13 protein-coding genes are annotated in these 15,441 nt (G+C 35.6%); 5 read left to right on the forward strand and 8 right to left on the reverse strand.

Annotated features, from left to right (window positions below):
- Positions 1 to 8: 8 nt before the first annotated feature.
- Positions 9 to 1,436 (reverse strand): PTS system trehalose-specific EIIBC component, encoded by a 1,428-nt coding sequence (gene treP / locus AC2CGR_RS25280; RefSeq protein WP_087967076.1) that lies wholly within the window; start codon positions 1,434 to 1,436, stop codon positions 9 to 11.
- Between the two features lie 140 nt (positions 1,437 to 1,576).
- A complete protein-coding gene (gene treR / locus AC2CGR_RS25285) occupies positions 1,577 to 2,287 on the reverse strand; it encodes a trehalose operon repressor (RefSeq protein WP_029437442.1) in 711 nt (236 codons plus the stop codon).
- Positions 2,288 to 2,737: 450 nt separating this feature from the next.
- Here treR and AC2CGR_RS25290 point away from each other — a divergent pair, with 450 nt between their 5' ends.
- On the forward strand, positions 2,738 to 4,135 hold the full coding sequence (locus AC2CGR_RS25290; protein WP_029437441.1) for an amino acid permease: 1,398 nt from the start codon (positions 2,738 to 2,740) through the stop codon (positions 4,133 to 4,135).
- Between the two features lie 28 nt (positions 4,136 to 4,163).
- Here AC2CGR_RS25290 and AC2CGR_RS25295 read toward each other — a convergent pair whose 3' ends face one another.
- Positions 4,164 to 5,870: a putative bifunctional diguanylate cyclase/phosphodiesterase gene (locus tag AC2CGR_RS25295; RefSeq protein ID WP_061657187.1), complete on the reverse strand. Its 1,707-nt coding sequence runs from the start codon at positions 5,868 to 5,870 to the stop codon at positions 4,164 to 4,166.
- 291 nt (positions 5,871 to 6,161) lie between these two features.
- Positions 6,162 to 6,536, reverse strand: a complete 375-nt coding sequence (locus AC2CGR_RS25300) for a cobalt transporter (RefSeq protein WP_484481325.1) — start codon at positions 6,534 to 6,536, stop codon at positions 6,162 to 6,164.
- 215 nt (positions 6,537 to 6,751) lie between these two features.
- Here AC2CGR_RS25300 and AC2CGR_RS25305 point away from each other — a divergent pair, with 215 nt between their 5' ends.
- The 3 genes from AC2CGR_RS25305 (at position 6,752) to AC2CGR_RS25315 (ending at position 11,189) form a co-directional block, all read left to right on the forward strand.
- Positions 6,752 to 8,281: a cardiolipin synthase gene (locus tag AC2CGR_RS25305; protein WP_087967078.1), complete on the forward strand. Its 1,530-nt coding sequence runs from the start codon at positions 6,752 to 6,754 to the stop codon at positions 8,279 to 8,281.
- Between the two features lie 127 nt (positions 8,282 to 8,408).
- A complete protein-coding gene (locus AC2CGR_RS25310) occupies positions 8,409 to 9,302 on the forward strand; it encodes an ATP-binding protein (RefSeq protein ID WP_000892968.1) in 894 nt (297 codons plus the stop codon).
- Between the two features lie 3 nt (positions 9,303 to 9,305).
- Positions 9,306 to 11,189 carry a vWA domain-containing protein gene (locus AC2CGR_RS25315; RefSeq protein ID WP_484481326.1) on the forward strand — a complete coding sequence of 628 codons (1,884 nt, stop codon included), beginning with the start codon at positions 9,306 to 9,308 and terminating at the stop codon, positions 11,187 to 11,189.
- A gap of 39 nt (positions 11,190 to 11,228) precedes the next feature.
- On the opposite strand, the gene AC2CGR_RS25320 is transcribed toward AC2CGR_RS25315, so the two are convergent.
- The 4 genes from AC2CGR_RS25320 to AC2CGR_RS25335 form a co-directional block, all read right to left on the reverse strand.
- Entirely contained in the window at positions 11,229 to 11,651 is a 423-nt protein-coding gene (locus AC2CGR_RS25320) for an NUDIX hydrolase (RefSeq protein WP_087967080.1), read from the reverse strand.
- Positions 11,638 to 12,180, reverse strand: coding sequence for an orotate phosphoribosyltransferase (gene pyrE / locus AC2CGR_RS25325; RefSeq protein ID WP_029437434.1), 543 nt, complete (start codon positions 12,178 to 12,180; stop codon positions 11,638 to 11,640). The genes AC2CGR_RS25320 and pyrE overlap by 14 nt, the downstream gene beginning before the upstream one ends.
- A 112-nt stretch (positions 12,181 to 12,292) precedes the next feature.
- A complete protein-coding gene (locus tag AC2CGR_RS25330; RefSeq protein WP_087967082.1) occupies positions 12,293 to 13,258 on the reverse strand; it encodes an L-threonine 3-dehydrogenase in 966 nt (321 codons plus the stop codon).
- A 44-nt stretch (positions 13,259 to 13,302) separates the two neighbouring features.
- Complete coding sequence (locus tag AC2CGR_RS25335) at positions 13,303 to 14,493, reverse strand: glycine C-acetyltransferase (protein ID WP_000095906.1); 1,191 nt, start codon at positions 14,491 to 14,493, stop codon at positions 13,303 to 13,305.
- Positions 14,494 to 14,707: 214 nt separating this feature from the next.
- Between AC2CGR_RS25335 and AC2CGR_RS25340 the strand changes: the two genes are divergently transcribed.
- Positions 14,708 to 15,439, forward strand: coding sequence for a class I SAM-dependent DNA methyltransferase (locus tag AC2CGR_RS25340; protein WP_131101370.1), 732 nt, complete (start codon positions 14,708 to 14,710; stop codon positions 15,437 to 15,439).
- The last annotated feature ends 2 nt before the right edge of the window (positions 15,440 to 15,441 follow it).

A 15,441-nucleotide genomic window follows, 5' to 3' on the forward strand; every position in this document is an offset into this window, starting at 1 on the left:
ACTTCCTCCTACTTCTGTTTTACTCGTTTTGCAAATAACCACGTTAGCGTAAATGGGATTACAACTGCGATAATCATTCCGACAATAAACATTGGAATCGATTTCGGAATGATAGAAATAAATGCGGGTAATCCACCAATTCCGATAGCAGGTGCTAATACACCATTTAACGTAATAAATATCGCTGCCACAGCCGATCCTATAATTGCTGCATAGAATGGAAATTTATTTCGTAAATTCACACCAAACATAGCTGGCTCTGTAATACCGAAATATGCTGAAATTGCTGATGTAGATGCCATACTTTTATCATTTTGGCTTTTAGAAATCCAGAACATCGCAAGTGCCGCACTACCTTGCGCAATGTTAGAAAGGGCAATCATTGGCCAAATGAATGTACCACCGTGTTGTGCAATTAATTGTAAATCGATAGCAATAAACATATGATGCATACCTGTAATTACAAGTGGTGCATATAATGCTCCAAACAATACTGCTCCAACTACTGGTACTGTTTCATATACACCTACTAATCCAGCTGTTAATAAATCTCCAATATGACGTGTAACTGGACCAATAATCCCTAATGCTAACACACCTGTTACGACAATCGTTGTAATTGGTACAACTAGCAATTGAATTGCATTTGGTACATGTTTCTTTAAGAAGATTTCCACTTTACTTAATACAAATGCTGCTACTAAAACCGGTAAGATTTGACCTTGATACCCTACCTTTTCAATTTGAAATACGCCTAAAATATCGAAGTACTCAATCTTTTGTCCGTCTAAACCAGTTGCTGCTTTTCCGTAATCCCACGCGTTTAATAATGCTGGATGCACAAGCATTAATCCCATAACAATCCCTAATATCGGACTACCACCAAAACGCTTTGTTGCTGACCAACCGACAAGTGCTGGTAAGAATACGAATGCTGTATTCGCCATCATATTAATTAAATCCCAAAGCCCACTTAAGTTTGGATATACATCTAATAAATTTTTACCTTCAAAGAATAAGTCCTTCGCCCCTAATAGATTGTTAATTCCCATTAGTAAACCAGCTGTTACGATTGCTGGTAATATCGGCATAAATACATCTGAAAATACTTTTACAAACTTTTGAGCTGGATTTAGCTTTTGATTTCCAGAATCTTTCACATCAGCTACTGTCGCTTCCTTCATACCTGCAAGCGTTATCAATTCAGCATATACTCGATCAACATCTCCTGGACCAATTACAATTTGAAATACCCCAGCGTTATGAAACGCTCCCTTTACTAATGAAACAGACTGCAATTTATCGTTATCTATTTTACTTTCATCTTTTAAAGCGATACGGAGTCTCGTTACACAGTGCGCAGCTTGTTCAATATTGTCTTTCCCACCAATATACTGCAACACTTCCTCTGCTGTTTTACGATAGTCTTTCCCCATATTCCCGTCCCTCTTTTCTTTTTTTGATACCGTTTACAATTACATATTAACTCGTATATATAAGTTAGTCAACACTCGTATATACGAGTTTGCGATTTTTTTATAAAAAAAGAGATGAAACGTTATTTCGTTCCATCTCCTTATTTTCTCCGCGCCACATCCGAAAAATGAAAAATATCTAAGCGATGGCGTGATTCTGTGTATTCGAACTGACTTCCATCATAAAAATGCGTAAAGTTTTTCACAACGACAACATAATCTGTTCCATTTAAATCTAAATACTTTCTATCGTCCTCTGTACATGGTTGCACTTCAATTACCCTCTGGGAGTAACTAATAGGAAGACCTAGTTCTTTCTCAATGTATTTATAAATGGATTCTGCTGCAATTTCACTCGTTAATCCAGGAATATATTCCGATACAAAATGATTGATATCCAAAATTACTTTTTCTCCATCAATATTTCGTACGCGTTTAATATGATCTATTTCTGTCTTCTCTTTCACATTTAATAGCTTTGCAACCTCTTTTGTCGCTTTTACTTTCTCCATTTCTACGACTTCAGTAATACAATGGCGTCCTAAACGTTCATTTTCTTCTTGAAAACTTACAATACCACCAAAGTTGAATTCAATGTTTTTTCGCTTTAAAACAAAAACACCTTTTCCGTGTATTTTTTGAACATATCCACGTTCTTGTAATAAATCTACAGCTTTTCTTACAGTACCACGACTCGCTTCATACTGCTTCATTAATTCAGTTTCTGATGGGATTTTGCATCCCTCTTTTAATTGTTTATTATCAATAGACTTGCTGATTGCTGTATAAATTTGTTCATACTTACTCATCATCTATAATAGCCCCTTGTCACCTTGTAATTCTATATGTATTATACCATGCTACACTCTTCTGCCAATCTCTCACTTATTTTCCAGTATAGGAAAAATAAAGGTAAATATTTAATCTTTAAAACGTATTTTTATAAAAATTTTTATATTTTTCTTTTCATTCAAAAAAACATGTAGTATACTAACTTCAAAATCAGAGGAGAAAGGGAGCAAAGAACTATGCTTACTTATACAACAATTGTAGTTACATTTGCACAAAAACATCATCATCATACGTAACCCTTGAAACCTAGCGGAAAAATTACGCGTAGGTACAAGGGTTATTCCCGTTGTACCTACGCTTTGGCGAAGAGCCATGTAGGTATTTTTTATCTACATGGCTCTTTTTTTATTCCCAAAAAGCTAGTGAAAAATGATGTTTAAGCAAAACTTACTACAAAGGAGTTAACAAAAATGGAAACGAAAAAATGGGGATTATGGATTTTAACAGCTTTTGTTATCGGAAATATGGTTGGCGGTGGCGTATTTATGCTCCCAGCAAATTTAGCACAAGTATCAGGTCCAATGGGCTCTACACTTGCATGGAGTATTACAGGTCTTGGCGTATTTATGATTGCACTCGTGTTTGGAAATTTAGCAATTCGAAAACCAGAATTAAAAGCGGGGCCACAAAGTTACGCTCAAGCAATGTTCCCTTCAAAAAAAGCGGGTAAAGTTGCAGGATATAGTATGGCATGGGGATATTGGGCTGCGAACTGGGCTGCAACAGCATCTGTTATTATTTCCTTCGCTGGATATTTATCAACATTCTTTCCAGTTTTACAAAGTAAGCAAATTCTCTTTTCAACGAACGGATTTTCACTAGAACTCGGAAAAGGATTAACTTTCCTCGTATGTAGCCTTATGTTATGGGGAATTCAATATATTCTTTCTCAAAATATTGATCGAGCTGGAAATATGAATCTTCTTGCTACCATTGCAAAAATTATCGGATTCACAATGTTTATTGTAATCACATTATTCATTTTCAATGCCTCTAATTTCGGAGATGGGCAAACATTTATGAATGAAGCAGGACAATCGATTTCGTTAGGTGGACAAATTAATTCAGCTGCTATCGCAACACTTTGGGCGTTTATCGGTATTGAATCTGCTGTCATGCTTTCTAACCGTGCAAAATCTCAGCGCGATGTAAAAAAAGCTACCATTTTTGGATTAATTATCGCTCTTCTTATTTACATGTCAATTACTCTACTTACAATGGGAGCTCTCTCGCAAGATGCTTTAAAAGAGTCTCAAAAACCATTAGTAGACGCATTAAATTTAGCAATTGGCAATAAAGGCGCATATATAATGGCTTTACTTGCACTTGTATCTTTATTTGGATCTACAGTTGGCTGGATCGTTGTTAGTTCAGAGGTACCTTACCAGGCAGCAAAGAATGGACTTTTCCCGAAGTTTTTCGCGAAAACAAATAAAAAAGGTAGTCCTTCAAAATCATTATTGATTACAAATGTGATGACGCAAATTTTCTTATTCTCAACGATTTCTGGTACTGTATCAGAAGCTTATAATTTCGCTATCGTTGTAGCAACATTAGCTTATTTAATTCCATACCTTGTTTCTACACTGTACCAATTCAAATTAGTTATTACAGGAGAAACGTATGATATACTGCCTGGCTCTCGAATAAAGGACGGGATTATCACTACATTAGCATTTGTATACTCTATTTGGGTTATCAAAACGGGAACTGCTGATTTAAAAACGTTCTTCTTAGGAATCGGATTGTTCGTATTAGGTCTTATTCTTTATCCAGTACTAATGAAAAACTCCCAAAAAATGAATTAAAAAAAGAGAAGCTACCCGCTTCTCTTTTTTATTCAAAATCTGTAATCAACTTTTTTTTTAACTCTCCTACAGATAAAGGTTTCGCATAATAAAATCCTTGTACATAATCACAACCCATAGATTGTAATAAACTTTCTTGCTCTACTGTCTCTACCCCTTCAGCAACTACTGCTAGATTTAAGCTATGGGCAATTTCAATAACAGATTTTACAATCGTTCGCTCTGGCTGTGCATGATCATAATGAAATTCACGAATAAAATTACGATCAATTTTTACTATATCCAGCGGTAATTGTTTTAAATAATATAAGGAAGAATAGCCCGTTCCGAAGTCGTCTAAAGCAATTAAAATACCCATATTTCTTAATTCTTGTAATGTAGCAATAATATAATCAAAATGACGAACAGCAATGCTTTCCGTTATTTCTAAAATTAAACGATTCGCAGGAAAACCAGTTCTCCTTAAAATACTACGTACAGATATAATAAAACGCTTTTGCATTAATTGTTGTATGGATAAATTCACAGATAACTTTAGTCCTTCTTCATACTCCGGCAATGTTTTAAACAAGCGGCATGACTTTTCTAATACCCAGTCTCCTAGTTTTATAATAAGTCCAGATTCTTCAGCTACTGGAATAAATTCGTCTGGCGAAATCGGTCCTTCTTCTGTTGAACAACGTGCTAAAGCCTCAATACCAGTATATTTCTTCGTTTTCAAATCAATAATAGGCTGCAACGCCACCTCTAACTCTTCATCACGAATTGCCTTTTGCAAAGCAAATTCAATTTTCATTCTACGATTTATTTTTGCACGTAACTCACCTGTAAAGAAGCACGCTGCATTTCTCCCCTGTTCTTTCGCACTATACATAGCTAAATCCGAATTCTTCAATAGAGTTTCTACATCTTGTCCATCTTGCGGATATGAGCACAGTCCTAGACTAGCTGAAATGTATACTTCATGACCTTCAAGCATAAATGGTGCCTGAAAGCATGACAATACAGATGTCGCTAGCTGCCTCATCTCATCTTGTGTATGATTTTTTGTTAACAACACAAATTCGTCGCCACCCAGCCTAGCCAGAACATCTTTCTCTCCTAGCACATAATGCAACCGTGAAGCAACTTCGCTTAAAAGTAAATCTCCTATCATATGACCTAGCGTATCGTTTACTAATTTAAAACGATCCAAATCAAAATAAATCATACCAAACTCTTTTTTATCTGCAATCAATTCGTTAACAGTCGTTATTAATTGTAAACGGTTCGGTAAACTCGTTAAAGCATCATGATACGCAAGCTCCCTATAACGACTTTCACTTAACCGCAACCTCTGTTCTGCTTCTTTCCTACTACTAATATCATTTCGGATCGCAATAAATTGATATGGCTCTCCTTTTTCATTTAAAAATGGAACAATTGTTGTTTTAACCCAATAATATGTACCATCTTTTGCTTGATTTCGAATCTCACCTCTCCATACTTTTCCGCTCAAAATACGCTTCCATAGCATTTGAAAAAATGTTTTCGGGTGATGTCCTGAATTTAAAATACGATGATCTTTCCCTATTAACTCTTCTCGTGTATATTTGGAGATTTCACAAAACTTATCATTTACATATGTAATAAGACCCTTTCGGTCTGTAATCGCAACAATTGAAGACTCATCTAATGCTAACTTTAAATCTCGCAATGAAGATTCATATAATGCATGACCTCTTTGTTCTAGCATGCGCATCTCTCCTTGCTTCCTATCTGACTAAAACACAACTTGTTTCTTTTCATAGAAATAGAGATATTTCATTTCCTAATAATCGTCCTTTACATACATCACGTTTTGAAATATGCCGATTAAAATAACATAATATTATTTGTAATAAAAAGCAATATAATACCGTTTCAATTATAAATAGTAGTTTTCGAATTATAATAACAAAATATTAACATATTTTCACCTTAATTTTGGAAGTATTTTATAAATAAATACTTTATTAAGCAAAAAAGAGGATAACCTCTTTTTTGTTTAATACGGATATGGTGTTGGATATGGCGCTGGATATGTTACTGGGTACGGTGCTGGATATGGCGCTGGATATGTTACTGGGTATGGTGCTGGATATGGCGCTGGATATGTTACTGGGTATGGTGCTGGATAGTAGCCTCCACCTGCTGCACCCGTTAATGCGCCAGCTGTAAGCCCACCTAACACACCTCCAGCAAAACTTCCTGGGAAAAAGCCACCGCCCCATGAGCCTCCACCCCAGCCCCATCCACCTCCGTGATGATGATGGTGATCATGGTGATTGTGTCCTCCATGGTGGTGATGTCCGCCATTATGGTTGTGCCCCCCATGATGATGATTACGATAATACAATCCGTTATTTTCTATATAATTCATGTTTCCCCGCTCCTTTTCGATTTTTTCATTTTCATATGCGTTAAGAGTGAGATAAAAAATGGGATAGTACACTGTATGTAGGACAAATGCGGAAAGTATAGGTGAAATGTCTATATTTTGTAAAAAAAGCAAAACACCTTATAATAAAGATGTCATATTACATCTTCTATTTAAGAAGTCTATATTGAAAAAAAGATTAGGGGAATTATATAGAAATGAAGAAGCCTATCGTTCAATTACTATTAATATTTACAATTGTATCTATCGTTCTGTTCCTATTAAATACATCTTATATTTCGTTATATACATTTGTCGGCGTTCTCTGGTCCATCACAATTGTAGGAATTTCATTCGTCATTTTTATCGAAAATAGGTCTCCTCAAAGTACCTTAGCGTGGTTTTTAGTATTAGCACTTCTTCCCGTTATAGGTGTGCTTTTATACTCTATTTTCGGGCGTAGCCGTTGGAGAAGAAAAAAGCATCTTCATCGTTCAGAAGAACAAAGAAAGTTATTCCGTGAAATATTAGAAGGAAGACGACTAGAGTTATCACTCAAAGTCCCATTAAGTGAACGCTCTGTCCATTTAACAAAAGTCATACAAAAATTTGGAGGCGGACCCGCCGCAGATAGAACAACTACAAAACTTTTAACAAATGGTGATCAAACATTCTCAGAAATTTTGCAAGCGATTGAGCAAGCAAAACATCACATACATATTCAATACTATATTTATAAATCTGATGAGATTGGTACAAAAGTTCGGGATGCGTTAATAAAAAAAGCAAAAGCTGGTGTTATTGTACGTTTCCTTTATGATGGATTAGGAAGTAATACGTTAAGAAGACGCTTTTTAAAACCTATGAAAGAAGCTGGGATTGAAATTGTTGAATTTGACCCTATTTTTTCAGCTTGGTTACTTGAAACAGTTAACTATCGTAATCACCGTAAAATTGTCATTGTAGATGGAGAAATCGGTTTTACGGGGGGACTCAACGTCGGTGATGAATATCTTGGCCGTTCAAAAAAATTTCCTGTTTGGCGTGATAGTCATTTAAAAATAGAAGGAAAAGCGTTATATAAATTACAAGCAATCTTTCTAGAGGATTGGCTCTATGCATCTAGTGGATTGAATACTTATTCTTGGGATCCATTTATGAATAGACAATACTTCCCAGGTAAAGAAATTTCAAGTGCAGAAGGTGCTGTGCAAATTGTAGCGAGCGGACCAAGCTCAGATGATAAAAGCATTCGTAATACGTTATTAGCTATTATGGGCTCTGCAAAAAAATCGATTTGGATTGCTACACCATACTTTATTCCAGATCAAGAAACCTTAACATTATTACGTTTAAGTGCAATATCTGGCATAGATGTACGCATTTTATATCCTGGTAAAAGTGATAGTATTATTAGTGATCAAGCATCCCAGTCCTACTTCACTCCACTTTTAAAAGCTGGTGCCTCCATTTATAGTTATAAAGATGGCTTTATGCATGCAAAAATTGTAATTGTTGATGATAAAATTGCAACAATCGGTACAGCAAATATGGATGTACGCAGCTTTGAATTGAATTACGAAATTATTAGCGTACTGTATGAATCAGGAACTGTTCATGATATTAAACGTGATTTTGAAGAAGACTTTAAGCATTCCACTGAAATTAAATGGAACGCTTTCCAAAAAAGAAGTATCAAAAAACGAATATTAGAGTCTTTTATGAGGCTCATTTCTCCTTTACTATAAGCAATCAATGTACTATTGATTGCTTTTTCTTTTATATTTGTCCCCTCTCCTTTTCTTTGCATACCATATTAAAACAAGTTATCATAAGATGTATTACTTTATGAAAATAATGTTAGGTGGGAAATACATGTTAGAACAATTTCATATACATGCTGATTTAAAACAACAGCTCTCTACAATTCACGAAAAGAATAAGCAAGAAGCTGGTGAAAATGCACATTTAATCGGTACAAAAATATATAAAGCATCTGATAATAGCATTATCGAAGATGCCATTACAGCACTTCTTCTTGGCAAAAACATTCTATTAAAAGGGCCGACTGGTAGTGGTAAAACAGTACTAGCTGAAACGCTTTCTTCTTTATTCCAAAAACCAATGCATAGCATTAACTGTTCTGTCGACCTAGATGTAGAAGGTATTTTAGGATACAACACACTACAAACGAAAGATGGCGCATCTGAAGTTGCATTCGTTAACGGTCCTCTTATGAAAGCAATGAAGAACGGTCATTTCCTATATATTGATGAAATCAATATGGCAAAACCTGAAACGTTACCACTTCTTCACGGTGCATTAGATTACCGTAAAATGATTACAAACCCGTTTACACAAGAAGTTGTATACGGTGATGACGAATATCGCGTAATCGCGGCAATTAATGAAGGTTACGTTGGTACAAGTGAACTGAACGAAGCGTTAAAAAACCGTTTCGTTATTATTGAAGTTCCTTACATTCAAGGTGATACATTAAAAGAATTATTATTAGCAGAATCAAAATTAAAAGATGTTGCAACAATTGAAAAGTTCGTTGCATTTGCAAGCGATCTTATGCCTTTAGCTCGTGATGGCCGCGTAAGTGAAGAAGCAGCAAGTATTCGTGGCATTATCGATGCATGTGATTTAGGTGTATATATTCCTGTTATGCGTGCAATTGAACGTAGTATTATCGCAAAATTAAACGATGAAACAGAACAAATGACTGTCCGTGAATTAGCAGAAAGTTATTTCTTTGAGGGATAATTCATGAGACAAATTTTTAGTGACAAAAAAATTGATGCGTCGCTGTTTCTACAAATGGAAAACTTAATGTATGCCCTTCTCAAAGAAGATGATGCCTACCTTGAGTATGGCTATAAAGCATACTACGACGAAATTGAAAAAAAGGTTGTCATTAGTCACTTTTGGGATGATCGAAAAGAAGAGGATACAGTAATCGGATTAAAAAGCGAAGTGTTTTTAAAAGCACTTGGTAATAAACATTACTCGGACATGACTTTAATTCGTTCTTATGCAATTGAATTGCAAGAATCACCATTAAAAAAGTTTTTAACACAATTATTTGTTCTATTAGAAGATTTACGTGTTGAGGAAATCGTAAAAAACTTACGCCCTGGCACAAAGCATGTTTTTAAAAGAAGAAAAGAAATGTATCGCAATTACTTTAGCTCACAAAATGAAATCAATCGCGTTCGTAACTATCACGGTGATCGCCTATTTTGTCTATGCTATCTTTCATTAACGAGCGATAAATATGAAATGTTTAATAATGAATATTTCGAGCAAATTGAAGCGATTTTGCATGAAACATTCCAAGCTCGTAATACGGAAGATATTATGTATATCGTTGAGAAAATTCGCTATCGCTTAGAGGAGCTTCTTGAAAGTGATATGCTTAACAACTATTTCGGGCATGCACCGCTTTATTTATCTGTCATTGCAGACGAAAAAAACTGTCGCGTCGAAGATTTAGCAAATGATGATACGCAGCTCATAGATGACGATGAAAATAAAAACAAAATGGATGAAAGCTTCTCAACATGGCACCGTGAAAATAAAAACAATGAAAACGAGAACTTTTTACGCTTTGAATTAGAAAGCGGAACAAAAACAAATATGATGGGTGACACTGCTCGCGAATCAGAAGATGGCGACCAAGCACTTGGCTCTGTACAAGGTACTTCTCAAAAAAGTACACAATCTAACTTTGATGGTGCTGACACAAAAGAAGCACCAGCTTCTCACGCTTCTAGTCAAAATGATGGTGCATATGGTAAATATAACACTGGCGCTTCTCATACATTTAAAGAAGCACGTAAACCAAATCCTGATGAGAAAAAGGATTACCAAGCTATCAAATCAGTCGTTAATAAAGATGTAAAAGAATTAAAGAAAATTATTGAAAAAACGATTGAAAATAAAACGAATGCAAATAGTGATAAATATTACGGAAGACTTCGTAAGAAATTCCTTCGTATTTATACTGAAAAGCAGCCTCGTATGTTTTATAAAAAAGGGCAAGAATCACAAGAGCTCGACGTTGCATTCCAACTATTAGTAGACTGCTCTGGTTCTATGTATAACAAAATGGAAGAAACGAAAAAGAGTGTGGTCCTATTCCATGAAGCGTTGAAATCTTTAAAAATCCCGCACGCTATTAGCGGATTTTGGGAAGATGCTTCTAGTGCTAAACCTGAAGATAAGCCGAACGTTATCCATGAAGTTGTAACGTATAAAAACTCAACGTTACCAAACGTTGGTCCAGAAATTATGCAACTTCGCGAAGAAGAAGATAACCGCGACGGATATATTATTCGTATCGTTTCTGAAAAGCTTGCAAAAAGACCCGAAAAGCATAAATTCTTACTTGTCTTCACAGACGGTGAGCCTTCTGCGCTAGACTACCAACAAGATGGTATTTTAGATACGCATGAAGCTGTCAAACTTGCTCGTAAAAGTGGTATGGAAGTAATCGGAATTTTCATTGAAGAAGGCGAAGCGAAAGAAGCAACGTATCAATTAATGAAGAACATTTATAACCATCACTTCTTAGTTGCAAATCACGCTGAAGATTTACGTTTGAAGATTAAACCACTCTTGAAAAAGTTATTACTGAAGACGATTGAATAAAAAAAACAGGAGCGTTGCGCTCCTGTTTTTTTCTTTCAATCACTTTGTTTCTGGTTGAAACTTGTATGGAATGGCTACTTCTAATAATGAATCGAATCCTCCATCGTAGAATGGGAATCGTTCATTTGCGATTGTTCGATCCACCCACTCTATTGCGGAAATTTCCTCTTCATCTTCTGCTATAAGTTCACCTTTTACTACATTCGCTCGGAATGTAAATAATAGTGCATGATTCTCGGATTCTTCAAAGAATTTTTCATTGATCGCAACAAGTCCACCTGCCATAGCCGTTAAACCTGTCTCTTCTTTTACTTCCCTTACTAGAGCTTCCTCTAACGTTTCACCCTTTTCAACAGCCCCACCTGGCAATGACCAAACATTTTGTTCTACATTATGTACCATTAATATTTTATCTGTTTCTTCGTCATGTATTAGTGCATATACGACATCAACTCTTTGCATGTTGCTTTTCTCCTTCAATTAACTCATCCATTGTAAATAAAGAATGTAGTTGTAAGCCATCTTCTAATAAGTTTTCTCTTCCCTCTTTTGTTCGTTCAATTACGCCTAAAACATGATGTACATTCGCACCTAGTTCTCTTAAATCTTTCGTGCTTAATAGTATTTGACCACCTGTCGTAATAACATCTTCAACAACACAAACATTTTTCTCAGTAATATCAACGCCTTCTGCTAACTTGCATGTACCGTACTTTTTCGCTTCTTTTCTTACAAATACAACTGGTATACCTGTTTGTAAAGATAATGCTGTTGCTACTGGAATTCCTCCCATCTCTAAACCCGCCAGTACTTCTGTCTCAGGAGGAATGAGCTCTTTCAATTGTTTAGCAATTTCTAATAACAGTACTGGATTAGATTCAAATAAGTACTTATCAAAGTATTGATTTGATACTTGTCCTGATCGAAGCTTAAATGTTCCCGTTAAACGTGACGTATTGTAAATTTCCTTTGCTAACTCCCATTTCTCCATTCCCTGTCTCCCCTTTACACACAAATTAACTCATTCTATCACATTTGTAATTATTTGTATATTCCTAAAATACAAATAAAAAGGGTCGATTCCTAAGAATCGACCCTTTTTATTAATTCATCACTAACTCAGCTGTGAGCTTTTTTTTTAACTTAGCCAACATGTCCGTTGTCATTTTGTCTAAATCGTATTCTGCTTTAAAGCCCCACTCTTTCATTGCTGCTGTTGCATCAATAGAGTTTGGCCAGCTATCAGCGATTGTTTGACGAGCAGGATCTACAGCGTAATCCATTGTAAACGCCGGGATGTGTTTACGAATTGATGCTGCGATTTGCTCTGGCTCAAAGCTCATTGCTGTAATATTGAACGCGTTTCTATGCACAAGTCTACTTGGATCAGCTTCCATTAATGAAATGATCGCTTGTAAAGCATCTGGCATGTACATCATATCCATGTATGTTCCTTCTGCAATGTATGAGGTGTATGTGCCTTTTTTAATCGCCTCATAATAAATTTCAACTGCATAGTCAGTTGTTCCGCCTCCTGGAGGAGCTACGTAAGAAATTAACCCTGGGAAACGTACACCGCGCGTATCAACGCCAAACTTTTGATAATAATAATCACATAGTAATTCTCCTGCTACTTTGTTTACCCCATACATCGTAGTAGGACGTTGAATTGTATCTTGTGGCGTATTATCTTTCGGCGTTGATGGACCAAATGCACCGATAGAACTTGGCGTGAAAAACTTACAGTTTAATTCACGAGCTGCTTCTAATGCATTTACAAGTCCGCCCATATTTAAATTCCATGCAAATAACGGATTTTTTTCTGCTGTTGCTGAAAGTAAAGCTGCTAAATGAATAATTGTATCTACTTCATTACGCTTTGCGATATCATGTAGTTTTTGTCCATCTGTTACATCTAACGTTTCAAATGGACCAGACGTTACTACTTCACTATCTGTTTCACGAATATCTGTTGCAATAACATTTGATGCGCCGTATACATCACGAAGTTTCATTACTAGTTCAGAACCAATTTGCCCTAAAGAACCGGTTACTAGAATTTTTTTCATTTTCCCCACTCCTCATTTGCAAGCTATTCAAAAGATGTCGTTACTTAAATGATGCCCATTTCTTTCCCTACTTTTTCATACTTACGAATTGCTTCATCTAACATTTCTTTCGTATGAGCTGCTGTTGGCATATTACGAACGCGTCCGGTTCCTTTAGCTACAGTTGGGAACACGATAGATTTTGCATATACGCCTTCTTCATTTAGGCGTTTACTAAATTCTTGTGTTAATACCTCGTCACCAATAATACAAGGTGTAATTGGCGTTTCACTTTCCCCGATGTTAAAGCCAAGTTCTTTTAACCCTTGTTTTAAATAGCGACCATTTTCCCATAAACGATCATGCAACTCTGTGCTTTCCATTAAGATTTCAATTGATCTCATGCAAGCTGCAGCATCAGCTGGTGTTAATGCTGTAGAGAATAAGAATGGACGTGAACGAACTTTTAACCAGTCAATTAAGTTTTGTTTCCCTGCTACATATCCACCAATTACCCCAATTGCTTTTGATAATGTACCAATTTGGAAATCAACTTTATCAGACAGACCGAAGTGCTTTACAGTTCCTGCACCTTTTCCAAGTACACCTGAACCGTGTGCATCGTCTACGTATGTCATTAAATCTAATTCTTCCGCAATCTCAACAATTTCTGGTAGTTTTGCAACATCTCCATCCATTGAAAAGACACCGTCTGTAATTACCATTAATTTATTGTAAAGCCCTGATTCTTTCGCCGCGATTGCTTTTTGGCGTAAATCTTCCATATCAGAATGTTTATAAACAATAATTTTTGCTTTTGATAGACGACTACCATCAATAATAGAAGCATGGTTTAACTCATCTGAAAGGATCGCATCATTTTTATCCATAACGGCTGAAATCGCTGCCATATTACAGTTAAATCCTGATTGATAAGCAATCGCTGCTTCTGTATGTTTAAACTTTGCAATTGTTTCTTCTAATTTAATATGCAAATCTAAAGTACCGTTAATTGTACGAACAGCTCCTGCTCCAACGCCGTACTTATGAATTGCACCAATTGCTGCTTCTTGCAAACGGCTATCTGTTGCTAATCCAAGATAGTTGTTTGAAGATAAGTTAATATATTCTTTTCCGCCAATTGTAATGATTGGTCCATTTGAACTCTCAAGCGGATCAATTACGTTATAAAGCCCCTTTGATTTTAAATCCTCTAAATTTTCTTCTAAAAATTTTGCAAGTGTTTTACTAGACATCGTGAAGCCTCCCATCGTTCATGTAAGCGAATTATTGTCTTAATAGTTCTAATAATCCCTCTACTAGCTTAACACGTTTTCAGAATTTATTATAGAAAAATAGTTTAAAGTAACCGCTTACAACTCTAGATTATATACGATTCATTACAAGAAATCTATCATTTACTTTTCATATTTGGTAGAATAAAAAAAATATGTAAGGGGGGCTTCAATCATGGCATTTACTGAATCAGATGTATATAATAATGAAGCATTTTTTGAACAATATATGAAACGAAGATACCGAGCAAATAGCCCAAATGAATCACTTGAAAAGCCAGCCTTCTTTCAACTCATTGGTGATGTGAAAGGAAAGCGAATTCTCGATTTAGGCTGCGGTGACGCAAAATTTGGCAAGGAATTATTAGAAAAAGACTGCCACTCTTACACTGGTATTGAAGGCTCCGAACTTATGTATGAAAAAGCTAAAAAACAACTAGAAGATAAAAATGGGATCGTCCATTTTTTAAACCTCAAAGACTACACATACCCTCCTGCTACTTTTGATTTAGTAACATCTAGACTCGCCTTACACTATATTGAACATCTTCCTATCATTTTTCAAAATGTGTACGAAACTTTAAAAACAAATGGAACCTTTACTTTTAGCGTTCAACATCCTATTATTACCTCTTCATTTGAAAGCTTACAAACGAGCGGGAAAAGAACGAGCTGGCTCGTCGATGATTATTTTAAAATGGGTAAACGCGTTGAACCTTGGATTGATCAAGAAGTTATTAAATATCATCGTACAATGGAAGAATATTTCTCATTATTACAACAAACTGGATTTACGATTACAAACATAAAAGAAGCTACACCAAACCAAACTTATTTTCAAAGTACGGAAGAATATGAACGACGTTTACGTATTCCCCTCTTCCTCTTATTCTCTTGCCGAAAATAATA

This window comes from Bacillus sp. LSHTCR4 (assembly GCF_057197025.1).